The 23,749-nt window shown below is 67.1% G+C and carries 21 protein-coding genes and 1 riboswitch; of the genes, 14 read left to right on the top strand and 7 right to left on the bottom strand.

From position 1 onward, the window contains the following. Positions 1–44 precede the first annotated feature (44 nt). The 6 genes from NMB40_RS19470 to NMB40_RS19445 all read left to right on the top strand — a co-directional run bounded on the left by NMB40_RS19470 (position 45) and on the right by NMB40_RS19445 (position 5,720). Entirely contained in the window at positions 45–683 is a 639-nt protein-coding gene (locus NMB40_RS19470) for a response regulator (protein WP_494359538.1), read from the top strand. Between the two features lie 46 nt (positions 684–729). Then, positions 730–1,866, top strand: a complete 1,137-nt coding sequence (locus NMB40_RS19465) for a phosphotransferase enzyme family protein (protein ID WP_494359537.1) — start codon at positions 730–732, stop codon at positions 1,864–1,866. Between the two features lie 41 nt (positions 1,867–1,907). Beyond that, positions 1,908–2,003, top strand: a riboswitch (TPP riboswitch). A gap of 67 nt (positions 2,004–2,070) precedes the next feature. Continuing rightward, complete coding sequence (locus NMB40_RS19460; protein ID WP_494359536.1) at positions 2,071–4,242, top strand: TonB-dependent receptor; 2,172 nt, start codon at positions 2,071–2,073, stop codon at positions 4,240–4,242. A gap of 8 nt (positions 4,243–4,250) precedes the next feature. Then, a complete protein-coding gene (gene pnuC, locus NMB40_RS19455) occupies positions 4,251–4,823 on the top strand; it encodes a nicotinamide riboside transporter PnuC (protein WP_282244552.1) in 573 nt (190 codons plus the stop codon). 10 nt (positions 4,824–4,833) lie between these two features. After that, a complete protein-coding gene (locus NMB40_RS19450; protein ID WP_448141665.1) occupies positions 4,834–5,304 on the top strand; it encodes a helix-turn-helix transcriptional regulator in 471 nt (156 codons plus the stop codon). Next, entirely contained in the window at positions 5,301–5,720 is a 420-nt protein-coding gene (locus NMB40_RS19445) for a VOC family protein (protein WP_448141664.1), read from the top strand. Before NMB40_RS19450 ends, NMB40_RS19445 begins: the two co-directional genes overlap by 4 nt. 4 nt (positions 5,721–5,724) lie before the next feature. Here NMB40_RS19445 and NMB40_RS19440 read toward each other — a convergent pair whose 3' ends face one another. The 5 genes from NMB40_RS19440 to NMB40_RS19420 all read right to left on the bottom strand — a co-directional run bounded on the left by NMB40_RS19440 (position 5,725) and on the right by NMB40_RS19420 (position 15,169). Next, the gene (locus NMB40_RS19440; protein WP_494359535.1) at positions 5,725–7,848 is read right to left on the bottom strand and encodes a phosphocholine-specific phospholipase C; all 2,124 of its coding nucleotides are present in this window, start codon (positions 7,846–7,848) and stop codon (positions 5,725–5,727) included. 17 nt (positions 7,849–7,865) lie between these two features. Then, positions 7,866–10,226: a TonB-dependent receptor gene (locus NMB40_RS19435; RefSeq protein WP_494359534.1), complete on the bottom strand. Its 2,361-nt coding sequence runs from the start codon at positions 10,224–10,226 to the stop codon at positions 7,866–7,868. A gap of 106 nt (positions 10,227–10,332) precedes the next feature. Further along, positions 10,333–13,398, bottom strand: coding sequence for an efflux RND transporter permease subunit (locus NMB40_RS19430; RefSeq protein WP_494359533.1), 3,066 nt, complete (start codon positions 13,396–13,398; stop codon positions 10,333–10,335). After that, entirely contained in the window at positions 13,395–14,492 is a 1,098-nt protein-coding gene (locus NMB40_RS19425; RefSeq protein WP_494359532.1) for an efflux RND transporter periplasmic adaptor subunit, read from the bottom strand. The genes NMB40_RS19430 and NMB40_RS19425 overlap by 4 nt, the downstream gene beginning before the upstream one ends. A 44-nt stretch (positions 14,493–14,536) precedes the next feature. Then, positions 14,537–15,169, bottom strand: coding sequence for a TetR/AcrR family transcriptional regulator C-terminal domain-containing protein (locus NMB40_RS19420; RefSeq protein ID WP_448141659.1), 633 nt, complete (start codon positions 15,167–15,169; stop codon positions 14,537–14,539). Positions 15,170–15,352: 183 nt separating this feature from the next. Here NMB40_RS19420 and NMB40_RS19415 point away from each other — a divergent pair, with 183 nt between their 5' ends. From NMB40_RS19415 to NMB40_RS19405, 3 genes are all read left to right on the top strand, one after another. Beyond that, complete coding sequence (locus tag NMB40_RS19415; RefSeq protein ID WP_494359531.1) at positions 15,353–15,928, top strand: DUF6624 domain-containing protein; 576 nt, start codon at positions 15,353–15,355, stop codon at positions 15,926–15,928. Positions 15,929–16,196: 268 nt separating this feature from the next. Next, positions 16,197–16,493, top strand: a complete 297-nt coding sequence (locus tag NMB40_RS19410; RefSeq protein ID WP_494359530.1) for a hypothetical protein — start codon at positions 16,197–16,199, stop codon at positions 16,491–16,493. 77 nt (positions 16,494–16,570) lie between these two features. After that, a complete protein-coding gene (locus tag NMB40_RS19405; RefSeq protein WP_494359529.1) occupies positions 16,571–17,179 on the top strand; it encodes a response regulator in 609 nt (202 codons plus the stop codon). On the opposite strand, the gene NMB40_RS19400 is transcribed toward NMB40_RS19405, so the two are convergent. After that, positions 17,176–17,709, bottom strand: coding sequence for a hypothetical protein (locus NMB40_RS19400; protein ID WP_494359528.1), 534 nt, complete (start codon positions 17,707–17,709; stop codon positions 17,176–17,178). The two genes, NMB40_RS19405 and NMB40_RS19400, sit on opposite strands and share 4 nt — an antisense overlap. 192 nt (positions 17,710–17,901) lie before the next feature. Here NMB40_RS19400 and NMB40_RS19395 point away from each other — a divergent pair, with 192 nt between their 5' ends. Continuing rightward, positions 17,902–18,789: an alpha/beta hydrolase gene (locus NMB40_RS19395; RefSeq protein ID WP_494359527.1), complete on the top strand. Its 888-nt coding sequence runs from the start codon at positions 17,902–17,904 to the stop codon at positions 18,787–18,789. Here the strand turns inward: NMB40_RS19395 and NMB40_RS19390 are convergent. Further along, entirely contained in the window at positions 18,782–19,696 is a 915-nt protein-coding gene (locus NMB40_RS19390; RefSeq protein ID WP_494359526.1) for a LysR family transcriptional regulator, read from the bottom strand. The genes NMB40_RS19395 and NMB40_RS19390 overlap by 8 nt on opposite strands. Positions 19,697–19,800: 104 nt before the next feature. On the opposite strand from NMB40_RS19390, the gene NMB40_RS19385 reads away from it, so the two are divergent. From NMB40_RS19385 to NMB40_RS19370, 4 genes are all read left to right on the top strand, one after another. Continuing rightward, positions 19,801–20,550: an SDR family oxidoreductase gene (locus tag NMB40_RS19385; RefSeq protein WP_494359525.1), complete on the top strand. Its 750-nt coding sequence runs from the start codon at positions 19,801–19,803 to the stop codon at positions 20,548–20,550. Positions 20,551–20,577: 27 nt separating this feature from the next. Next, complete coding sequence (locus NMB40_RS19380; protein ID WP_494359524.1) at positions 20,578–21,381, top strand: alpha/beta fold hydrolase; 804 nt, start codon at positions 20,578–20,580, stop codon at positions 21,379–21,381. Beyond that, entirely contained in the window at positions 21,339–21,506 is a 168-nt protein-coding gene (locus NMB40_RS19375) for an alpha/beta fold hydrolase (RefSeq protein ID WP_494359523.1), read from the top strand. Before NMB40_RS19380 ends, NMB40_RS19375 begins: the two co-directional genes overlap by 43 nt. Positions 21,507–22,203: 697 nt before the next feature. Then, the gene (locus tag NMB40_RS19370; RefSeq protein WP_494359522.1) at positions 22,204–22,764 is read left to right on the top strand and encodes a hypothetical protein; all 561 of its coding nucleotides are present in this window, start codon (positions 22,204–22,206) and stop codon (positions 22,762–22,764) included. Positions 22,765–23,749 lie beyond the last annotated feature (985 nt).

Here is a 23,749-nt window from a genome sequence, read left to right as displayed (position 1 = left end):
CGACGTGCCCCGAGGGGCCGCTGCCTTACCGGCCATACTATTCCATGAGCTTGCGCATAATCATCGCCGACGACCACCCGGTGGTCCGCATCGGCACCCGATCCGTGATCGAAACCAGCGGCGTGGGCCATGTGGTGGCCGAAGCCAGCAGCGTGGACGAGCTTCTGGCCGCATTGAAGGCCAACCCGTGCGATGTCCTGGTGACCGATTACTCCATGCCCGGCGGCGCGCAGCCTGACGGTTTTGCCATGATCGGGCAGGTCCGCCGTCACTATCCCGACCTGCCGGTACTCATGCTGAGCGTCTCCAACAACCTGGCGATCCTGCGCATGGTGGTGGGAACCGGGGTACTGGGACTGGTCGACAAGACCTCGTCGATGGAGGAACTGCCGGTGGCGATCCAGACCGTGCACCGTGGCCAGCCGTACGTGAGCCGCACGCTGAAGAACCTCATCGACCGCATCGGCACGCAGAGCCTGGGCGATGAACGCACACGCGCGTTGTCGCCGCGCGAAGTGGAAGTGCTGCGGCTGCTCGCCAGTGGCCTGATCGTCAAGGAAATCGCCGCGAAGCTGCACAAGAGCGTGAGCACCATCAGCCGGCAGAAGGGCGATGCCATGCTCAAGCTCGGCCTGAAGAATGATGCACAGTTGTTCGACTGGCTGCGCGACAGCCCGCTTTGAACCTGCCCCACAGGCCATCGGCCTGCCGCTGAAGAAATACGTTTCCATGATGAACACCGATCACCGCGTGCAGGGCCTGGACAACGACGCCGTCGTTGCAGACTGGCCGGCGATCAGCGGCACCGAACTGGCGTGGTTGCGCGGCCACTACCCTGCACTGGACGGGGAGTGCCGCGTGCTGTGGCACAGCCCGCGCCCCTTCTCCGCTGCAGCCCTGGTGGCGTGCGGTTCGCGGCGCTGCTTCGTCAAACGCCACCACGTGAGTGTGCGCACGGCCGAGGTGCTGACCGAAGAGCATCGCTTCATCGCGCACCTGGCCGCGGCCGGCCTGCCGGTCGTGCAGGTGCTGCACGCGCACGACGGCGCCACCGCGATCGCGCACGGCGACTGGACCTGGGAACTGCACGCCGAAGGCGATGGCCACGATCTGTACCGCGACAGCCCGTCATGGACACCGTTGGACGATGTCGCCCAGGCGCGCACGGCCGGCGCGATGCTGGCCCGCCTGCACGCTGCGGCTGCCAGCTACCACGCGCCCCAGCGCAGCACCCACCTGCTGGTGGCGCGCGACGACCTGATCCGCGCGCACGATCCGGTGGCGCTGCTGAAGCGCGAGCTTCCCGACCGCCCCGCGCTGGCCGGCTACCTGTCGCGACAACACTGGGAACACGACCTGCAGCGCGCGGTGCTGCCCTGGCACGCGGCCGTGGTCGAGCGGCTGGCCGCCGAGCCGGTGCTGTGGGGGCACAACGACTGGCATGTCTCGAACCTGCTCTGGCACGGCCACGGCCCCACGGCGACGATCGGCACCGTCTTCGATTTCGGCCTGGCTTCGCCGACCAGCGCCCTGTTCGACCTGGCCACCGCGATCGAGCGCAACGCCATCGCCTGGCTGGATGCCGGCGGCGAGGGCCCGGTGGCGCATGCCGATATCGCGCTGGCGCTGCTGGCCGGCTACCGCCAGGTACGCCCGCTGGCGGCCGCCCAGGTACACCTGCTGGCCGACCTGCTGCCGGTGGTGCACCTGGACTTCGCCCTCTCGGAAGTGGAGTACTTCCAAGGGGTTACCGGCTCCCCGGCGAACGCCGACGTGGCCTACCACACGTTCCTGCTGGGCCATGCCGACTGGTTCGCCAGCCGCCCCGGCCGGACCCTGCTGGACGCGCTGCACGCCGCTGCCTGAGCCGCCGGGGTCGCCACGGCGGCCGATTGGTGTGAAAATGGCCACTGAAGCGGGGGTGCCTGGCGTTGCCAGGCTGAGAGAGTCCCTTGGAACCTGATCCGGTTTGCACCGGCGTAGGGAGCTTGAGCAGCGAGCGCACCCCCCATTGCGGGCCGGTGCGCCTGCGCGCCGTCGCTTCGTCTCCTCTGGCTGATGACGAATCGAATGAACCGCTGCTACCGCCTCACGCTGTTGACCGCCGCCCTCTGCGCCGCCCTGCCGCTGTACGCCAGTGACGCCGACACCGCCGCAGGCGAGCGCTCGCCCACCGACCTGGCCGGCATCCGCGTGCAGGCGCGCAAGCCCGCCGCGCCACTGGCACCGTCGAGCAGCTTCGGCAGCGCCGACTGGAAGAACACCCCGGCCTCGGTCAACGTGCTCGACAGCGCCTTCCTGGACCGCCTGCAGGTGCGCACCCTGTCCGAGCTGGCCCGGCACGACGCCTCGCTGGGCGACAGCTACGCACCGGTGGGCTACTACCAGAACATCGCCATCCGCGGCTTCTCACTGGACCCGGCCACCGGCTACCGCTTCAACGGGCTGGCCATCGCCGGCGAACAGCGGCTGGCGCTGGAGAACGTGCAGCAGGTGGAAATCCTCAAGGGCGAAGCCGGTCTGGCCGCTGGCGTGATGGCGCCGGGCGGGATCATCAACTACGTCGGCAAGCGTCCCGCGGATGTGCGCAACGTCACCCTGGCCACCGATTCGGAAGGCTCGCGCTATGCGGCGGTGGACCTGGGCGGCTGGCTGACCCCGCGCTTCGGGCTGCGCTTCAACGCCGCCTGGGATGACACCTCGTCCTACATCGAGCATGCCGATGGCCGCCGCAATTTCTATTCGCTGGCCGCCGACTGGCTGATGGGCGAACGCGGCAAGCTGGAAGTGGATGCCAACTACCAGACCAGCGCGCAGCGCTCGGCGTCCGGTTACCAGCTGCTGGGCGGCAGCGAACTGCCGCGCGGCGTGGACCGCAGCCGCATGCTGGGCCACCAGCCGTGGCAGCAGCCGGTGGGGATCGACAGCACCAACCTCACCGCGCTGCACACCTACGACTTCAGCCCGGCCTGGCAGTCGCGGGTGTCGGTGGGCCACAGCCGCTCGGTGATCCAGGACAACGTCGCCTTTGCGTACGGCTGCTACTACGCTGCTGGCTGTGCCGATGGCAGCGTGCCGGGCAACTACTTCGCACCCAACGGCGACTACGACATCTACGATTACCGCAGCCCCGACGATGTGCGCCGCAATGACGAGGCACGCGGCGAACTGCGCGGCCGCTTCACCACCGGCGCGGTGGAACACGAACTGTCGGTGGGGCTGAGCGCGTTCCACCGCACCGTGGACAAGCGCCAGAACGTCAACGAGTACGTGGGCACGGCCAACATCGGCGACGTGCAGGTGCCGGTGTTCGATCCCTCGCCGCTGCAGCCGGGCCCGTCCGCGCGGCGCCTGGACAGCTGGCAGCGCGCGGTGTTCGCGCTGGACCGCATGCACGTCGGCGATGACTGGCAGTGGCTGGCCGGCGGCCGCTACGTGCGCCTGGATGAGCGCGCGTACGACAAGCGCGGTACCCCGGAACGGCACAGCCGCCTGTCGCAGTTCCTGCCGCAGACCGCGCTGGTGTGGCAGGCCACGGAGCAGCTGAACGTGTACGCCAGTTACGTGGAAGGCCTGTCGCTGGGCCAGGAAGCGCCGTTCTGGACCTCCAACGGCAGCACCTTCCTGCCGGCCATGCAGTCGCGCCAGCGCGAGCTGGGCGTCAAGTACGCCGCCACCGACGGCCTGATGCTGGGCGCGGCAGTGTTCCGCACCACCCAGCCGTTCCAGTACGCCAAGCCCGATGCCAGCGATGCCGGCTTCACCTTCGTGCAGGAAGGCACCCAGGCCCACACCGGGCTGGAGCTGACCGCCAATGGCCAGGTCACCGAACGGCTGGGGCTGACCGCCAGCGCCAGCGTGCTGCAGGCACGCGCGCGCGATGCCGGCACCGCGTTCTACGACGGCCAGCAGCTGGTCAACGTGCCCAAGGTGCGTGCGGCCGTGCACGTGGACTATGCCCTGCCGTTCGTGTCCGGCCTGGCGGTGAGCGGTGGCTGGCGCTATGCCTCGTCCAATGCGGCGACGGTGGATGGCAGCGTCAAGGCGCCCTCGTATTCGGTGTTCGATGCCGGCCTGCGCTTCCAGCACGCGCTGCGCGAGCACCCGGTGACCTGGACGCTGTCGGTGGACAACGTGTTCGACCGCTTCTACTGGCGTGATACCGGCAGCAGCTACGGCGACTACTACCTGTTCGCCGGTGCACCGCGCCAGGCGCGGCTGTCGGTCACCTTCGGGCTGTGAGCGCGCTCATGCTCGAATGGAGCGCCGTCGCCGCCAGCCTGCTGGGCGTGTGGCTGATGGCCCAGCGCCGCGTGCTGGCGTGGCCGGTGGGGCTGCTGGCGGTGGGCCTGTATGCGGTGGTGTTCATCGAAGCGCGGCTGTATTCGGACACCCTGCTGCAGGTCGCCTTCGGTGGTTTCCTGCTGTACGGCTGGCTGAGCTGGCACCGGCATGCCGAGCAGGATGGCGCGATCGTGATCGTGCCGCTGCCACGCCGGCAGCTGCTGCGCGACCTGGCCGTGGGCATCGTGTTCGGCATCGCGCTGGGTGCGGCCATGCATACCTGGACCGATGCCGCGCTGCCGTGGCTGGATGCCATGCTGGCCGCGCTGAGCCTGGTGGCGCAGTGGTGGCAGGCACGCCGCCACGTGGCCACCTGGTGGCTGTGGATCGTGGTGGACGTGGTCTACGTGGGCATGTACCTGGCCAAATCGCTGGATATCACCGCCGGGCTGTACCTGGTGTTCGTCGGCCTGGCCGTGATGGGCCTGCGCGCCTGGTCGGCGGCGGGCCATGCCGGGGCGGCACTGAAACCGCGCTAGGCTTGCGTGGATGAACCAGACCCCCGAACTGCTGCGCCGGCTGCTGCGGGCCAGGGACCACATGGACCGCGCCCCGCACGAGGCGTGGCCGGTGGCGCGGCTGGCGCAGGTCAGCGCGGTATCGGAGGCCTACTTCGCGCGGCAGTTCCGCCAGGCGTTCGGGCTGCCGCCGCACCGCTACCTGCTTACGCGGCGCATTGAACGCGCGGTGGCGCTGTGCCGCGACACCGACCTGCCGATCACCGAGATCGCGCTGCAGACCGGCTGGAACAGCCTGGGCACGTTCGGGCGGATCTTCCGCGACATCACCGGGCAGAGCCCGGGCGAGCTGCGCGCCAGCCTTGCCGCGGGCACCGCCGCGCAGGCCCCGGAATGCATCGCGCGCGCCGCCAGCCGGCCCGATCTCAAGACCTCAGTTTCGGAGAAGCGGCTGGGCGGCGGGACCGGTAAAAAGGACCCACCAACAACGGAGGTCCCATGAACCAAGGTATTGAAACGGTCGGCCTGTATGTGCGCGACCAGGAAGAAGCACTCGCGTTTTACGTCGGCAAGCTGGGCTTCGTGGTGCACACCGATGCCGGCAATGGCGATTACCGCTGGCTCACGGTGCAGCACCCGGACCAGCCCGGCTTCCAGCTGGGCCTGTTCCGGCCCGGCCCGCCGGTACACGACGCGGCCACCGCCCAGGCGCTCAATGCGCTGGTGGCCAAGGGCGCGATGCCGCCGCTGGTACTGACCGTGGCCGACTGCCAGGCGACCTATGAACGGCTGAGCGCGGCCGGCGTGGAATTCATGCAGGAACCGGTGGCGCGCTACGGCACGGTGGATGCCGGCTTCCGCGATCCGTCCGGCAACGGCTGGAAGCTGATCGAACGCGCCGCCACCGCCGGCGCGTAAGACGTCAGTCGAGCAGGAAGCGCATTGCCCCGGTGCCCAGCGCCGGGTCGGTGCTGCCCGGCCGGCCATCTTCGATGCGCCCGGCCAGGCGCTGCATCACGCCGGGCTGCTGGACCTCCAGGTCGTACCAGCCGGCGGTGGGAGCGGCGTTCCAGCGGATCTCCAGGGCCTGCCCCGGCACCAGCTGCAGCTCGCGTTCCGGCATGCGGCCCGCGTAGACGGCGGCGCGTACGCTGACCGCCTGCGCGGTGGCCGCGGTGTTGTGCAGCTGAAGCGTCAGCTGCCCGCCCTCCCCGCGCACGGACGCCTGCACCGGTGCAGCGGCAGCGGCCTCGCCACGGAACTGCCGGTGGAAGCCGTTCGGGCCCAGCAGCCACAGGTCGTAGCCTTCCCCTGCGTGTATCGGCCAGTGATCGTGCAGCGGCGCACCGGGCGCTACGGTGTAGCGGCGCGGAACCGCCTCCAGCCGTAGCCGGTCGTAGACATGCAGTACCGCGGCGGCGCCTTCGGACCCCAGGGTCAGCTGCACCTTGGTGTTGTCCGCATCCAGCGCGATCTCCGCCTGCGGGCGGTAGGGCAACGCGCGCGCCGGGCGCACACCCGGTTCCTGCTTCGCCGGTTCAAGGTCTGCCGGCAGCGCCGGCATCGTGCGCCCGGGCAGGGCCGCTGCGCGCGCGGCAACGGCAGCGGTTGCCGGCAGCGACGCAACGAAGGGCCGCGTATCGGATGCGGTGAAATCGAAGGCACCGGTCAGGTCGCCGCACACCGCGCGGCGCCACGGCGACAGTTCGGGTGCGGCCACGCCGAAGCGGCGCTCGATCAGGCGGATCACCGAGGTGTGGTCGTACACCTGCGAATCGACCCAGCCGCCGCGGCTCCACGGCGAAATCACGTACAGCGGCACGCGTGGGCCCAGCCCATAGGGGCGGCCACGCAGGTCGAGCGGGTCTGCCTTTTCGTTGCCTGGCGACGGCTGCAGGTGGTATTCGCCCTCGGTGGACACGGCGGAAGCGCCTGCCCAACCCCCTGTGGCGGCGGGATCACGCGACGGCGGCGCAGGCGGCGGCATGTGGTCGAAGAAGCCATCGTTCTCGTCGAACATCAACAGCAGCGCGGTGCGGCTCCAGACCTCCGGGTCCGCCGTCAGCGCATCCAGCACGCGCGCGGTATAGGCCGCGCCCTGGGCGGGGCTGGACGGTCCGGGATGTTCGCTGCCGGCGGCATCGGCAATGATGAAACTCACCTGCGGCAGCTGCCCTTTCAGCACGTCCTCGCGCAGCTGCGCCAGGCCACGGGTGCTGACCCCGCGCTCGCGCAGCGCCGCGTCATGCCCGGGCGCGCCGCGCCACGCCTGGCGGAACGGCTCGAAGCCGGCCAGCGGGTTGTCGGTGAAGTTGTCGGCCATGTCCTGGTAGATCCGCCAGTCGATGCCGGCTCGTTGCAGGCGCTCGACGTAGGTGGTCCACGTGTAGGAATCGGGGTTGCCGCCCAGTTCCGGGAAGTTGTCGTGCGAGTTGGCCACGGCCGGGCCGCCGCCGCGTGCGTGCGGATCGTTGTGGCCGGTCCACAGGAACAGCCGGTTCGGATTGGTGCCGGCCTGCATCGCGCAGTGGTAGGCATCGCACACGGTAAAGGCTTCGGCCAGCGCGAACTGGAACGGCATGTCATCGCGGCGGTAGTAGCCCATCGCGTGGTCCTGCTTGGCCGCCGGCCAGTGCGCCATGCGCCCGTGGTCCCACGCACGCTGCGCATCGGGCCAGGTGTGCGGGGTGCCTTCCACGCGCATGTAACCGAAGTGCGCGGCGGTATCCAGCGGGAACGGGGCGATGCCGTGGGTGCCGGCTGCGTTCGGCTGCAACCAGATGTTGCGGCGTGGCTGCCCGGCGGCCAGCGGCGCGGCCGGCACCACGAAGCGGTCGCCGAAGCCGCGCACGCCGGGCAGCGTGCCGAAATAGTGGTCGAAGGAGCGGTTCTCCTGCATGAACACCACGATGTGCTGCACATCCTCGAGGCTGCGGCTCCGCGCATGCGGCGCGATCGCCGCCGCACGCGTGATGCTGGGCATCAGCGCGCCGATGCCTGCGGCCAGCCCCGCCTGCAGCAGCCGTCGCCGGCTGCTGTCGGGCAAGGGCGGGCGCGCCGGGCTCACAGGTCGACCCGGACCGAGAAGCCCACGGTGCGCGGCGCACCGATGAAGGCCGAGTCGCTGCCGTCCACGCCAGCCAGGTAACGGCGGTCGGTGAGGTTGCTGACCACGAGGCTGGCGCCCACGCCCTTCAGCTTCGGCGACAGGCTCTGCAGGTCGAAGCCGATGTTGGCGTTGAACACCGTGGCCGAGGGCAGGCGGTTGTCGTTGGCCGCATCCAGGTAGCGCTCACCCAGGTAACGCCCGGACAGGCCGAAGTTCCAGCTGTCACCCTGCCAGTCGGCCGAGACCACCAGCACGTGCTTGGGCTGGCCGATCACCTGCGCACCGTCGACGATGCCCAGTTCGGTGTCGCGCGCCACGTTGCCGCTGCCCAGGTACTTGGAGCGGTTGTAGGTGTAGGCACCGTTGATGCGCCAGCCGTTGTCCCAGCCATAGCCGAGCGCTGCTTCCAGGCCGGTGCTTTCCACGCCACCAAAGTTTTCGTAGACGCCATCGGTCTCGTCCAGGTAATCGATGCCGTCGGCCAGCCGCGCGGGCAGGTAGACGATGCGGTTGTCGAACTTGATGTTGTACAGGGTCAGCGAGCCGGTCAAGGGCCAGCGGCTTACGCGCAGGCCCAGCTCGATGTTGTCGGCGGTTTCCGGTTCCACCCGCGAGAAGCGCTGCGCGTCGGTTTCACCGAGCACGCCGGAAGGAATGGCAGCGAAGTTCTGCGAGAAGCCGCCGAACAGTTCGAGCCCTTCCACCGGCAGGGTCCAGGTGCCGCCGGCGGAGATCAGCGGGTCGGACTTCGAATCCGAGCGCACGTTCTCGGCGCTGCCGATCACGCGGTTGCGCTTCTGGTCGACGAAGAACTGCTTGACGCCCACGCGTGCGCTGAACGACCCGAAGCGCGCCACGTCCTCCACGTAGTACATCTGCTCGTCGGTCTTGTAGCGGTCTTCGAACTGCACCCAGTACGGCTGGTGGTCGAAGCTGATGTCGGTGCCGACGTTGAGCAGGCGGTGCCAGTCGCGGCGCACGCTGCGGTCGAACTGCTCCAGCCACACACCGGCACGCACGGTGTTGTCGACCGTGCCCAGGGTCTGCTTCCATTCCACGTCGGCGGTGAAGCCGGCGCGGTCGTTGTCGTAGTGCGAATGGCGGTAGGACTGCACGCCCTGCACGCCCGGTGCGTAGCAGTTGGGGTCGTACTCGGCGCTGAAACCGGCGCGCGGCACGCAGCCGGCGCGCATCTGCGCGGCGCTGCCATCGGGATTGACGAAGTAGAACTGGCCCAGCGCGCTGCCGCCATACACGGTGCTGCCGCCGAGGTATTCCGATTCCGGCGCGCCTGCGCCGTCATTGCGCGCCTGCACCAAGTAGGGCGGCAGCCAGTCGCCGCGGCCTTCCATCTTGTGCGCGTAGCCGGTGAGCGACAGCTTGAAGCCGTTGCCGCTGTCGAACGCGCCGCGCAGGTAGCCAAAGGTGTTCTCGCGCAGCGCCCGCGAGCCGGACCGGAAGTTCTGGTCCAGGTACGGAATGCCGGTGAGCGTGCCGGTGAGGCCGTCGCGGTCCGGGTTGGTGGCAAAGGCTTCCGGGGTGACGCTGGTGTACTCGGGTTCGTCGGCATCGTTGTACGAGGCGTAGCCGCTCAGCGTCCAGCGGTCGAGCTCGGTGATGAACTTGGCGGCCAGGTGATCGTTGCTGACGTGGCCGCTGCCGTCGATCCAGTCGTTGACGCGGGCCGACGAGGCGCTGATCCACGCGCGGGTGTTGCCACCGAGCACGCCGGTGTCATAGCGCACGTCGTACTTGCGCGCGTCATTGTCGCCGCCACCGGCGACCATGCGCAGGCGCGCGTCCTGCAGCGGGTCGCTGGTGAGGAAGTTCAGCGTGCCGCCCAGCGCTTCGTTGGAGCGCGAGGAGATATCCGCCGTGCCCTGGCTGACTTCGATGGTCTCCAGGTCCAGCGTGTCGATGTAGCGGTTGGCCAGTGAACCGCCGCCGTAGCCCGAGCCACCGTTGGGCAGGCCATCGATGGTGGTGCCGATCTGCTGCGTGTCGCGGTTGGTCACGAAGCCGCGCATGCTGATCTGGGTACCCCAGACCGAGGAGCCGGTGGCATCGGCTTCGCTCACCACCACGCCGGGCAGTTCATTGAGCGCGTTGTTGACGCTGCCCAGGATCTGCTGGCGCTTCAGGGTTTCCTGGCTGACAGTGGTCTTGGCGAAGCTGGTGGCCTGCCCGATGACCTGTACCTGGTCCAGCGTGCGCGCGTCATCAGCGGGTGCCGGTTCGGCGGCGATGGCCTGTACGGAAGCAGACAGCAACAGGGCGAGCAGCGAGACGCGGGGATAACGGCCAGCAGTGGACATCGGTCATGGGCGCGGCAGTGGGGTCGGCCGGCAGTATTGGCAGCTGGGGTTACGTGCCCATGACATGCGCGCGACGGACGTACCGTCGCGCGCACGTGTCATTCCCTCAATGCGCGCCGTGCGTGGAGCGGTGGCGGAACTTCCGCGACATCCATTCGCCGAGGTCATCCATCACGGTGAATGCCGCCGGGATCACGATCAGGCTGAGCAGCGTGGAGGTGATCAGGCCGCCGATCACGGCAATCGCCATCGGTGCGCGGAAGCTGGAATCACCGGCGAAGCCGAGTGCGATCGGCATCATGCCGGCGCCCATTGCCAGGGTGGTCATGATGATCGGCTGTGCACGCTTGCGGCACGCATCGATCAACGCATCGTGCTGGCTCATGCCCTGCTCGTCTTCGGCCATCACCGCGTAATCCACCAGCAGGATGGAGTTCTTGGTGGCGATGCCGATCAGCATCAGCAATCCGATCAACGCCGGCAGCGACAGCATGTTCTGGGTGATCAGCAGCGCACCGAAGGCACCGCCGGCACACAGCGGCACCGCCGCCAGGATGGTGACCGGCATCAACGCGTGGTTGAACAACAGCAACAGCACCATGTAGATGCAGATCAGGCCGGCGGCCATCGCCAGCATGAAGCCGATGAACAGCTCCACGAACACTTCGGCGTCGCCGGTGTTGAGGAAGGTCACGCCGGGGGGCAGCTGCTTGACGCTGGGCAACGCCTGCACTTCGGTCATTACATCGCCCAGCGGGCGGCCGTTGAGTTCGGCGGTGAGGGTCACGTTGCGTTGACGCTGGTAGCGCGAGATCTGCGACGGGCCACTGCCCTGGCGGATCTCGGCGACGGCGGCCAACGGCACCGGGCCGTCGCGGCCGGGCACGCGCAGCTGCCCGATCAGCGCCGGGTTGGCCAGCGTGGCTTCGGCGAAGCCGACGCGGATCGGCACCTGGCGATCAGGCAGGTTGAGCTTGGCCAGGCGCTGCTCGTAATCGCCTGCAGTGGCGATGCGCGCCGCTTCGGCGATGTCCTGGGTGGCCACGCCGAGGTCTGCGGCGCGTGCGGCGTTGGGCACGATCTGCAGTTCCGGGCGCAGCAGCGAGGCGGTGGAGGTCACGCTGCCCAGGCCCTGGATGCCGCGCAGGTCGCGTTCCAGTGCGGTGGACGCTTCCTGCAGGCGCTGCGGGTCATCGCCGGAGAGCACCAGCTGCAACAGGTTGCCCGGCTCGGAGCTGACATAGCTCACGCGCACGCCGGGCAGGTCCGCCAGGCGCTGGCGGGCGTCGCGTTCCAGCGCACGCTGGTCGCGGTCACGGTCGTCGGCCACGCCCCAGTCCAGCACCAGCGTGGCCTTGCGCACTTCGCCCACGCCGGTGGCGCTGGGGTCGCCCAGGTCGAGCACCGCACCCACGGCGGTGTACACCTGTTTCAGCTCAGGCATGTCCTTGAGCAGCGCGCGCGCATGCTCGGCCACCGCCACGGTTTCCTGCAGGCGGGTGCCCGGCGGCAGTTCCAGGTTGAGGTTGCTGCGGCCCAGGTCCGACTGCGGAATGAAGGTAGCCGGGATGAACGGCACCAGCGCCAGCGAGGCCACGAACAGGCCGGTGGCGATCCACAGGGTCCGGCCGCGGTAGCGCAGCGCGGCGTCCACCCAGCCCAGGTACCAGGTCATCAGTTTCGATTCGGGCTTCTCTTCGCCATGCGGCTTGAGCAGGTAGGCGGCCATCATCGGGGTGAGCAGGCGCGCCACCAGCAGCGAGAACAACACTGCGGTGGCGGCGGTCCAGCCGAATTCGCGGAAGAACTTGCCGGCGATGCCGGGCATGAATGCCACCGGCACGAACACCGCCGCCAGGGTCAGCGAGGTGGCGATCACCGCGTTGCCGATCTCACCGGCCGCTTCGCGCGCCGCTTCCAGCGGCGGCTTGCCCATGCGCAGGTGGCGCACGATGTTTTCGATTTCCACGATCGCGTCATCCACCAGGATGCCGACCACCACCGACAGCGCCAGCAGGGTGATGATGTTGAGCGTGAAGCCGAAGAAGTACATCACCGCGAAGGTGGGGATGATCGACAGCGGCAGCGCCAACGCCGATACCCAGGTGGCGCGCCAGTCGCGCAGGAACAGCCACACCACCAGCAGCGCCAGCAGCGCGCCTTCCCAGAGCATCGTCATGGACGAGTCGTAGGAGCGGTGGGTTTCATCGATGGCGGTGGTGACCAGGCGGAAATCGATGCCCGGGTGGCTGGCCTTCAGCTGGTCCAGCGCGGTGTGCACGCCGGCTTCGACCTTCACTTCGCTGGAGCCACGCGTGCGCGACATCGAGAACGCCACTACCTGCTTGCCGTCCAGCAAGGCGGCCTCGGTCGGGTCGGCGGCAGCATCGGTGACGTTGGCCAGGGTGGACAGACGCACGGCGCGGCCATCGGGCAACGCGATGGAGTAGTCGCGCAGTGCCTGCGCGTCACCCACGGTGCCGAGCGTGCGGATGGTCTGCTGCGCGCCTTCGATCTCGGCCTTGCCACCGGCACGTTCCACCTGGATGCGGGCCAGCTGCTGGGACACATCACCGGCGGTGATGCCCATCGCGATCAACGCGTTCGGGTCCAGGTCCACGCGCACCTGGCGCTGCACGCCACCCACGCGGGTGACCCGGGCCACGCCGGGCACGCCGTACATCGCGCGCGACACATCGCGGTCGACGAACCAGCTGGCCTCGTCGGGCGTCATGTGCGGGGCGACCAGCGCGTAGGTCATCAGCGAGCCGCCGATATCCACCTTGGAGATCACCGGCTCCTGGATGTCCTGCGGCAGGTCGGTACGGATGCGGGTGACCGCGTCGCGGGTATCGTCCAGCGCGGTGGCCAGGTCGGCTTCGAGCTGGAATTCAATGGTGGTGGTGCTGACGCCCTCGCTGACCGAGGAGATCACGCGCTTGACGTTGTTGACCGTGGCGACCGAGTCCTCGACCTTGCGGGTGACCTCGGCCTCCAGCTGGCTGGGCGAAGCGCCCGGCTGGGTCACGGTGACGGTCGTCATCGGGAATGCGATGTCGGGGAAGCGCGCCACGGGCAGCTGGTAGAAGCCCCACAGGCCGGCCACGCACAGCACGAAGAAGATCAGCAGTGCCGGCAACGGGCGCTTGATCGCCCAGGCGGAAATATTCATTTGGCGCTCGCCTTGGCATCGGCCACCACGCGCACGCGGTCGCCTTCACCCAGGAAGCCGGCGCCATCCACCACCACGCGGTCGCCCACCTTCAGCCCTTCCAGGATCGCGGTGCGGCCCTGCACGGCCTGGCCGGTGCGCACGCGCAGGCGCGCGGCCTGCTGCTTGTCGTTCACGGTGAACACGTAGCTGTGGCCGTCGCGCTGCACGATGGCGGCGGTGGGAATGGTCAGCGCCTGGCCTTCGCCGGTGACGATGCGCCCTTCCACGTAAACGCCCGGCTTGAGCGTGCCCGGTTCGGGCAGGTCGGCGAAGATCGTACCGGTGCGGGTCTGTGCGTCCACGCCCGGGGTGACCGCCCGGATGCGGCCGCTGACCACCGCGTCGGCGTAGGGCAGTTCCACGGTGTTGCCCACGGCCACGCCGGTGAGCTGGTCTTCGGGCAGTTCGGCGCGCCATTCCAGGCGGCCATCACGGATCAGGCGCAGCAGTTCGGTACCGGCCGAGACCACCTGGCCGGGCTGCACCAGGCGCTTGGAGATCAGGCCGTCCGCCGGCGCGCGCAGGTCGGCGAAGTCGCGGCGCAGCCTGGCCGCGTCGCGCGCGGCGCGGGCGGTGGCGGTCTGCGCTTCGGCGTTGATCCGCGAAGCGCGCAGCTCGTCCAGGCTGCTTTCGCTGATCAGCTGCTGGGCGGCCAGCTTGGCGCTGCGCTCGTAGTTCAGGCGCGCCAGTTCCTGCGAGGCCTGCGCCTGCTTCAGCGAGGCATCGGCCTGCGCCAGTTCGCTGTCCAGGGTGCGGTGGTCCAGCTGCAGCAGCACCTGTCCCTGCTTGACCCACTGGCCCACGTCCACCGGCAGTGCGATCACGCGCTGGCCGCTGATTTCCACGCCGAGCTGCATTTCCTCGTACGCGGTGACCGGGCCGGACACCAGCACGGTGCGCGCCATGGGCTGCTGCTGGGCGGTGGCCAGCGAGACCGGCAATGCCGAGGCGGCGGCCGCATCGGCGGCTGCCTTGTCGTCTTTATTGCCGCAGGCGGCCAGCAGCGTGGCCACCAGCAGGAGGGAGGTGCAGCGGAAAAGTGAGGCGCGCATCAGTGAGCTTCCGTGTCGGAACAGCGGGAACAGGGGAAAGGGGGTCAAGCGGCGCGCGCAAGGCGCAGTTCGATGCCGTCCAGCATCAGGCCGAGGCCTTGTTCGAAGCGCGTGTCGAAATCAACTTCGCTCCAGACCTCGCGGGCGTCCCAGCAGTGCGGGAAACGCGCTTCGGCCAGGGCCATGAAGGCCTCGCCCAGCGCTTCCATGCTGCCGTCACCGGGCCAGGACTGTTCTTCGATCACAAAGCCCATCGCGTAATACACCAGATCCATCGAGGCGGTCGCGGCGAACCGCACCGACGCACCGGCGCCAACCAGCGCGGCGATGCTGGCCTCGCCCACCCGCAGCACGTTCTCGGTGGCCAGGAAGGTGCCGGCGTAGACCCGCGCACCGTCGCGGCGGGCCTTGAACGCAACCCGGAACTCGCGGGCGATCTGCAGCAGGGTCTGCCGCCAGGGCTGGCCGTCGGGGATGTGGCGGGCCACGTCCACGATCATGGCGTCGGCCATGGCATCGACCAGCGCCTGCTTACTCTTGAAGTGCCAGTACAGCGACGGCGCCCGGATGCCCAGCGTGCAGGCCACCTTGCGCAGGGTCACGCCCTCCATGCCGGCCTCGTCGAGGATCTTGAAGGCGGCACCGACGATGTTGTCCCGGGCGATGGGCTGACGCACTGGGGGCTTCTACCTAACATTGTTAGGGGGCGAATCTAACAGTGTTAGGCTCGATCCTGCAAGTAGAGCCACACCCTGCGTGGCTGGGTTTCGTCCAAGCGCCGAAATTCCTGGAGTGCCCCGTCCAATCTATAGTCGGATCACCGGCGAATTGATCGCGCAATCAGATGGCAAGGAGGCTGTGTGCTGGGACAGGTCATCAAGTATGTGTTGCTTGCTTTCTGCATCTTGTTTTTTGGTGGACGTACAGTCGCCCAGGCCGCACCTTCCGATGAAAGTCGAATTGCTGAAGAATTGGTGGCGATGGAGTTGAGGGACCAGGAGGTGCGGAGCGCACAACAGGTCGATGTGAATGAAGTGCTCAGCGTTGACGCACAGAACACCCATCGGCTCAATGAAATCATGAAGTCGATGGGTTGGCCGCGCATCTCTGCGGTCGGCAAGAAAGCAGCCGATGCTGCCGCATTACTGGCCCTTCATGCTGATCGAAATCCGCGGTTCCAGCGCCGAGCCCTGGAGTTGATGCAACCCTTGGTTGAGATGAAGGAAGTTGATCCCGAGCAGTTCGCCTATCTCTGGGACCGAACGCACATCCCTCAGCGATTCGGCACCCAAGGGGGATGCTTTGGGACTGCCTGGCTTCCCGACGAAGTTGAAGATGCGCCTCACGTTGAGTCACGAAGGGCAGCGATGGGCATGAGACCCCTTTCCGAGTACGTAGCGATAGCCAGTGAAATGCTATGCCGTGTCAGGCAGTGATGTGGTATCGGCGCTGCCGGAAGGCATCCGCAAGGTAAGCGTCAACGGCGAGGACGCGCGCATCAAGGGCACGCTGCATCGTTGAATCGGTGCTGCCGGGCGCGTGGCATACTCCGCCAGCATCGCGTGCTGCCCTGTCGGGGTGGCCGCGACCCGCCACACTCCCATTGGCCTGCCGCATATGTCCTGGGTTCCGGTTCGTCCTGCTCCTGTGCACGTCACGAACCGGCACGCTGGCGCTGCGTGCTGGCGGCTGTTGTTCTGTCTGGTGCTTGCGCTACCCGGGCTGCCTTCGGCCCATGCGTTGTCGCCCGATCGCGCGCTTTCGCAGCTTCGGCATGACCGCTGGACCGCCGACGATGGCGCGCCGGCGCAGATATTCTCCCTTGCGCAGACGCCTGACGGCCTGCTCTGGCTGGGTTCGCGACAGGGCCTTTACCGCTTCGATGGCGTGCGCTTCGAGCGCATCACCACGGCCGGCGGGATGCTGTCGGTGCAGGCACTGGCCACCGGCGGCACCCGGGTAGCGGTGCGGCTGCCACGCTGGCGGAGCTTCCGGCGCTGACGAAAGCGCTTGCGTTGGGCAGCGCCACGATGCACGGTGCACTCCTTACCGGGACCCCGCCATGACCCTGACCATCGATGACCATCGATGACCATCCCCTGATCCGCCAGGGCATCGCATCCATGCTGGAGGGGGAACCGGGGCTGGAGCTGGTCGGCGAAGCCGCTGATGCACACCACGGCTTCGAACAGTACCGGCGGTTGCTGCCGGACATCGCACTGGTCGACCTGCAGATGCCCGGTGTGGATGGGATCGAACTGACCCGCCGCCTGCGCGCGGAGTTTCCGCAGGCTCGCGTGGTGATCCTGACCACCTACCGGGGCGATGCCAATGCGCGCGATGCACTGGCAGCGGGGGCCTGCGGCTACCTGCTGAAGAGCTCGCTGCGCCGTGAACTGGTGGATGCCCTGCACCGCGTGGCGCAGGGCAAGCGCTGCCTGTCGGCGGAGATCTCCGAGGAGATCGCGCAGCACATCGGCGAGGAGCCGCTGACCGCGCGCGAGCAGTCCATCCTGGCCGCGCTGGCGCAGGGATGGGAGAACAAGCGCATTGCCAATGACCTGGGCATCTCGTCGGAAACGGTGAAGTCACACCTGGCGCGCATCTTCGAGAAGATCGGTGCACGCACCCGTACCGAAGCGATCCATATCGCCCTGCGTCGTGGACTGGTGCGGCTGGACGACTAGCGCTTCATCATCGGCAGCGGCCGCAGCGGATGGCGCAGCCCATGCCGCAGCGAGAACTGCACCAGGCGCAGGTGGAAGCCCAGCCGTGGGAACCGCTGTACGACGCGGGTGAAGTCATCCGGATGCAGGTCGAAGCGGAGCAGCCCCAGCGACACATCGATCCAGTCGGCGCGGCGGAACGCCTCGATGCGGCGGTCCTGGTCCGGCGGTACGCGCGAGATCCGGTGGTGCTCGCTGATCATCGCCACCACCACCGGTACCAGTTCCGGCCGGTCCTGCTCGAGCAGGTACTGCCTGGCCAGCGCTTCGGAAGGCGCCAGGTAATCAAAGGTGCCCGCAGTCCAGATCCCAAGGTCATGGAACGCCACGGCCACCGACAGCGCGTACAGATCGTGCACCGTGCCCGGCAGCATGCACCAGTGGAAATTGGCCACGCGGTAGGTGTGGTTGCGGTAGGGATGGAAGTCCCGGCGGAGCACCTGCGCGTGGCGCTCCAGGATCTCATCCAGCACAGCCAGGCGGTCGAGCATGGCGTTCTCCGGGTGCACGGCGCGGTGCCGTGCTGGGGCGAAGCATAGCGCCGGAAGCCCGGCGTGGCCGGCGCTGCCCGGGGTATCCGTAACTCCCCCATGTGGGGGCATCGACGCGCGCCCGAACGCCCGATGCCCCGCATGCACCCGCATGTGAGCCTGTCGTCCTTCCCTCCGTGACGAGGAACCGCCATGAACACCGTTCCCCCCACCCGCCTGCATGACCTGACCGACGACGTTCGTGGCACCGGACCCTCGCGCAGCGAGGAATTCATCAGCGGCGGCGAGCGCGAGCTGTTCATCCGCAGCTGGCACCCGGGCGGGCCGGTACGTGCAGTGCTGGCGATCGTGCCGGGCTTCAACTCGCACAGCGGGCACTACCAGTGGGCCGCCGCGCAGTTCATCGCGATGGGGTTGGCGGTCTACGCGGTGGACCTGCGCGGGCGCGGCAAATCCAGCGGCGAGCGCTTCCATGTGGAGCACTTCGACGATTACCTGGCCGATGTGCAATCGCTGCTGGACGTGGCGCGTGCACGTGAGCCGGGCCTGCCGGTATTCCTGCTCGGGCACAGCGCCGGCGGCGTGATCGCCTCGGCGTACACGTTGGCGCACCAGGATGAGCTGGCAGGCCTGATCTGCGAAAGCTACGCCTTCCAGGTGCCCGCACCGGCGCCGGTGCTGGCGCTGGTGCGCTGGCTGAGTGGCCCGTTCCCGAAGCTGCGCGTGCTCAAGCTGCCCAACAAGGAATTCTCACGTTTGCCCGAGGTGGTGGCCGCGTTGAATGCCGATCCGCTCATCGCCACCGAGAAGCAGACCGCGCTGACCGTGGCGCAGATGCTGGTGGGTATCGACCGTCTGCGCCGTGGCTTCCCCACGCTGCGCCTGCCGGTGCTGATCGCGCATGGCACCGCCGACAAGGTCACCGTGCCGGCCGGCAGCCAGGTGTTCAACGACAACGCCGGCTCTGCCGACAAGACCCTGCTGCTGTACAAGGACCACGCGCATGACCTGCTCAACGATGCGGGGCGCGACGGCGTGGTGCGCGACTTCAAGCAGTGGATCGAGCAGCGTCTCAAGTGACCTCGATGCCCTTCACCAGCCGCGACGCGAGCCGCTCCTGCTTGAGCTGCGCCAGCCACCAATCCAGCGCACGGCCCTGGTGATCACCGCGCCAGGCCACGTACAGCAGGTTGGGTTCGCGCGGATCGGCCATGCGCTTTTCCACCAGGTCACCGCGTGCCAGCAGGCCGACCACCCGCTCGCGCGGCAACCAGCCCACGCCCAGCCCCTGGCACTGCGCACGGATCTTGGCATGCATGCTCGGCACCGCCAGCGACGGCTGGCCGCCGAGTACCCCGTAGCCGCGCACGTCCACTTTCCGGGAGGTATCGGCCACCACCACCGCGCGATGCTGCAGCAGCAGTGAGGCATCCACCGGTTCGGCGGCCTTGGCCAGCGGGTGGTGCGGCGCCACCGCGAATACCCACTCCATCACCCCCAGTTCGAACCAGCGCAGGCCGGGGATGACCGGCGGTTCGTTGGTGGCGCCCACCACCAGGTCCGCACGCCCATCGCGAAGCGCGTCCCAGGTACCGGTGAGCACTTCATGGGTAATGCGCAGGGTGACGCCCGAACCGAGCGCGTCGAAGGCCTGGATGACCGGCAGCAGCGTGTCGAACTCCAGGATTTCGTCGGTGACGATCCACAGCCGGTCTTCCCAGCCACCGGCGACCTGTTTGACCCGGCGGGTAAGCCGGGACACGTCCAGCATCAGCCGCGCCGCTTCCTGGGCCAGCAGGTAGCCGGCCGGGGTGAGCTGCAGGCGGTAGCGGCGGCGGTCGAACAGCAGGGCATCGAAGCGCGCCTCCAGCTGGCGGGCGGCGTGCGAGACCGTGGACGGCGCCTTGCCCAAGCGGGCCGCAGCACGCGACAGGCTGCCGCTCTCGCGGATGGCTTCCAGCAGGGCCAGTTCGTCGGCAGACAACATGTTCGATCCCTTCGAACGAGTTCGTCGCGATTGTGGCACGGAAACAGCAGAACGCCCGCGCAGTATGGGCTCACGGCATAACGCCACCATCGAAGGAGATCAGCATGAACCGTTTCAGCAACAAGACCGTCCTCGTCACCGGCGGCAGCAGCGGCATTGGCCTGGCCGCGGCCAAGGCCTTCGCCGCCGAAGGCGCCCGCGTGGTCATCACCGGCCGCGATGCCGCCACCCTGGAGCAGGCTGCAGCGGCGGTGGGCAGCACGGCCCTGGCGCTGGTGAACGATGCGGGCGACATCGCCGCCGCCCGCACCCTGGCCGAGACCCTGGCCGCCGCCGAGGTGCGCTTGGACGCCGTATTCGTCAACGCCGGCGCGGCCAGGTTCGCCGCCTACCCGGACGTGGACGAAGCGCTGTGGGACCAGATCTTCAACACCAACATCAAGGGCCCCTACTTCCAGCTGCAGGCACTGCTGCCGCTGCTCAACCCGGGCGCGTCGGTGGTCATCAACGGCTCGATCAACGCGCGCATCGGCATGCCCAACACCTCCGTGTATGCGGCAAGCAAGGCGGCGGTGATTTCGCTGGCGAAGACGCTCTCGGCCGAACTGCTGCCGCGCGGCGTGCGGGTCAACGTGCTCAGCCCGGGCCCGGTGGCCACCCCGATCTACACCAAGCTCGGCCTGGACGCCGCCGCGCTGGATGCCACCGCCGCACAGATCCAGAGCCAGATTCCGCTGGGCCGCTTCGGCACCCCGGAAGAAATCGCCGCCACCGTGCTGCATCTGTCCTCGCCCGAATCGGCCTACATCGTCGGCACCGAAATCATCGCCGACGGTGGCATGAGCCAACTGTAACGCCGCACCCCTTTCCAGGAGATCGCCATGAAACTGTTTCCCCGTTCGTTCCGCCGCGCCGCCACCGCACTGGTGCTGATGCTGGCCGTGCATGCCACCGCGCAGGCCGCCGGCAGCGCGGCCATCCAGAGCCACACCGCCAACGTCAACGGCGTCACCCTGCATTACCTGCAGGCCGGCCAGGGCGATGAATCGCCGGTGGTGCTGCTGCATGGTTATGCCGAAACCAGCCACATGTGGCGCCCGTTGATGCCGCAGCTGGCCGGCCGCCATGTGGTCATCGCGCCCGACCTGCGCGGTGCCGGGCAGTCCTCCAAGCCCGAGGGCGGCTATGACAAGAAGACGCTGGCGCAGGACATCCATGCGCTGGTGAAGTCGCTGGGCTATCCCAAGGTCAAGATCGTCGGCCATGACATCGGGCTGATGGTGGCTTACGCCTACGCCGCCCAGTACCCGGACGAAGTGGACAGCATCGTGTTGATGGATGCATTCCTGCCCGGCGTGGGCGACTGGACCCACGTGTGGCTGCTGCGCGATCTGTGGCACTTCCACTTCTACGGCGAAACCCCGCTGAAGCTGGTGGATGGCCGCGAGCGCACCTACTTCGAGCATTTCTGGAACGACTTCGCCGCCGACCGCACCCACTCGGTGCCCGAGGCCGATCGGCAGTTCTACGCGTCCGAATACGCACGCCCCGGCGGCATGCGCGCGGGCTTTGAGTACTTCAAGAACTTCGAGCAGGATGCCAAGGACTTTGCGGGCTTCGCCAAGACCCCGTGCACATGCCGATGCTGGTGCTGTCCGGTGAAAAGGCCGGCGGCCAGTTCCTGATCGACCAGGCCAAGCTGGTGGATACCAACGTGGAAGGCGTGATCGTCAAAGGCTCCGGCCATTGGCTGATGGAAGAAGCGCCGCAGCAGACCATTCCGGCATTGGTTGCCTTCCTGGACAAATAGGAGCGGGCACCCCACGTTCTCGCCGTGCCCGGACGCCGCCGGTAGGGTCGCATCCCGATCGACTGCACGTAAGGTGTCCGCGTGCGACGTAGGCAGGAACCTGATCGGAGACGCTCGCGGTGCCTGACGGACGAGGTTACAGGGGCCCATGCGTCAATTCGATCACAGGCACTATCGGCGATCGTTTGGGAACCGATCCTACCGCTCAGCGACCACGTCTTCGTTAGACGGAAAAGCGAACTTGACCCGCAGCGCCCCAATTTTGGTGTCCGTTTCCGGAAAGCGCACGTCCTATTGGGGCGCCGTGGCCGTTCAGCAAAGATGCTGCGGCTGAGTGTTTGGCCAGCGGTCCATAACATTTATGCTGAACGGCTTGATCGAGCCCAGAGGCGCACCAGTTCAGATTTTCCCCTGAGTCTGGCTGCCCATTGTGAATGGACTAGCGGGATGGGTCTGGGCCTGTCTCCACGGAGAACGCGATGACTTGACTTGCTAAGATCTGGAGATGCACGCCAAGCGCCAGCTAGCACGCGACTGCCGAATACCGACCTGAGCGTGACGGAGCAGCCCCTGTCGTTCGAGCGGCCATCTCCTACCCACGCCGGAGCAGGACTCCCTCCAGGGTCAAGTCCAGCCCGGTGCTTGCGCCCGCGCACTTCACGCGCAGCAACATGCATCTTGCCGTCGGAGCAATCATATGACGCGCTTCTTTCTTGATGTCGAATGGGCTGACAATCTGGGTTCCGAACTGGTCAGCATCGCATTGGTTGCTGACAATGGCGTAGATTTTGTGTACGCCGAAAGAGAATTTCTGCCCCCACATCCCACTGATTTTGTACGTACCGTGGTCTATCCACTCTTGGATAGGGGTACGACGGCTTTGTCGGACCACTCTATGACCATGCGGCTACGAGAGATCCTAAACTCTGCATGTGCGCCCATGATCTATGCGGACTATGCCAACGACCTTCAGCTTCTGCGGTACGTGATCGCGGGCTTCGACCTGCCTGACTCTCAAGCCGCCGCGTGCGGGCCGCTTCCGGAGAAGTTGGGAATGCAGGTCCTCAACGACAGAGCGACAGCGACGCTGGTGGAAGCCTACTTTGAGGCACATCCCAAAATTCGAGCGAGGCGCCACCACGCTCTAGTCGACGCTGAAGCTCTGCGATTGGCTTGGCAGGTCTCAACTTCGTGCGTGCCATGCCCTCCATGGGCGATCAATGCGATGGAACGGACGCCTCGATCGCCCCAACGATGAGCGAATCTGGACTGTAGTGGAACTTTCCACGCCACGTGACCACGCACTGCTTCGAGCGACTGTGGGAACACGAGTTTGCGGTCAAGCTCAACTCCGTTCGCATATAACAATAAAAGTTTATAAAACAGTGACTTGAACGCGATCATTGTCGGGCGTAAGGTCTTGGATAGACCTAACGCGGGAGAATGTGTGAACGCAGCATCCAACTGAGTGGGGCAAAAAAAGAAAGCCCGAGAGTGGACGCTCTCGGGCCTTAGATTGCGCGCTTTGACCGGCTCGCGCAGTTAGCCTCGCTCGTCCTGAAATAAATGTCAAGTCTCAAAAAAGGGGACTAGGGCGGGCCTATGAGCAGTAGCAGATCCGTTGAGGATGACCTCGCCGCGCGGCGAGAGGTATATGAACGGGCCGGAATTTCTCACCACGTCCGGGATGAGCTCGAGCGCGCTATTTTGAGCTCGCCCTCACGCATTGTGGGGAAGGGCGCACTACGCAATGTCGTCTCATTGACGAACTCGAGCAAGAGCAGCCGCCCGATAGTCTCGGAGAGCCATTCAGTCGAAAGACTTCGGCAGCTAGAGTGCGAGCTAGACCCTGCAATAGTTTCCTTCTATACACAGGTGCCCGCGTCCGGGTTTCAGAGGATCACAGCCAGCGGAAGACGGCATGTCTCCAGCGCCAGCCTCGATCTGCTTGTCTTCTACAAGGACAGAATCCAGGCTGAGGAATGCAAAACCCTTGAGTGGCTTCAGCGAAAAGTCGAAGGCGGCGCCACGGATTGGGTGCTCGAAAGCTCCACGTACCACCACGTTCCTTCACGTAGTTGGGCAATTGAGCGCGGCCTAAGTCACCAAGTGTGGGCACCTCCTGAACACTCTAGTAGATACAGATCCAATCTTCTGACGCTCACCCGGGCAATTGATACACCAGTCTCTGAGCGTTTTCTCGAGATCTGCAAGGAACTACTGTCTGTCGCACTTCCCGGAAC

It is taken from the genome of Stenotrophomonas sp. FBCC-B152 (genome assembly GCF_059134105.1).
The sequence above is the reverse complement of the archived record's forward strand: the minus strand, read 5'-3'. Positions and strand labels throughout refer to the sequence as shown.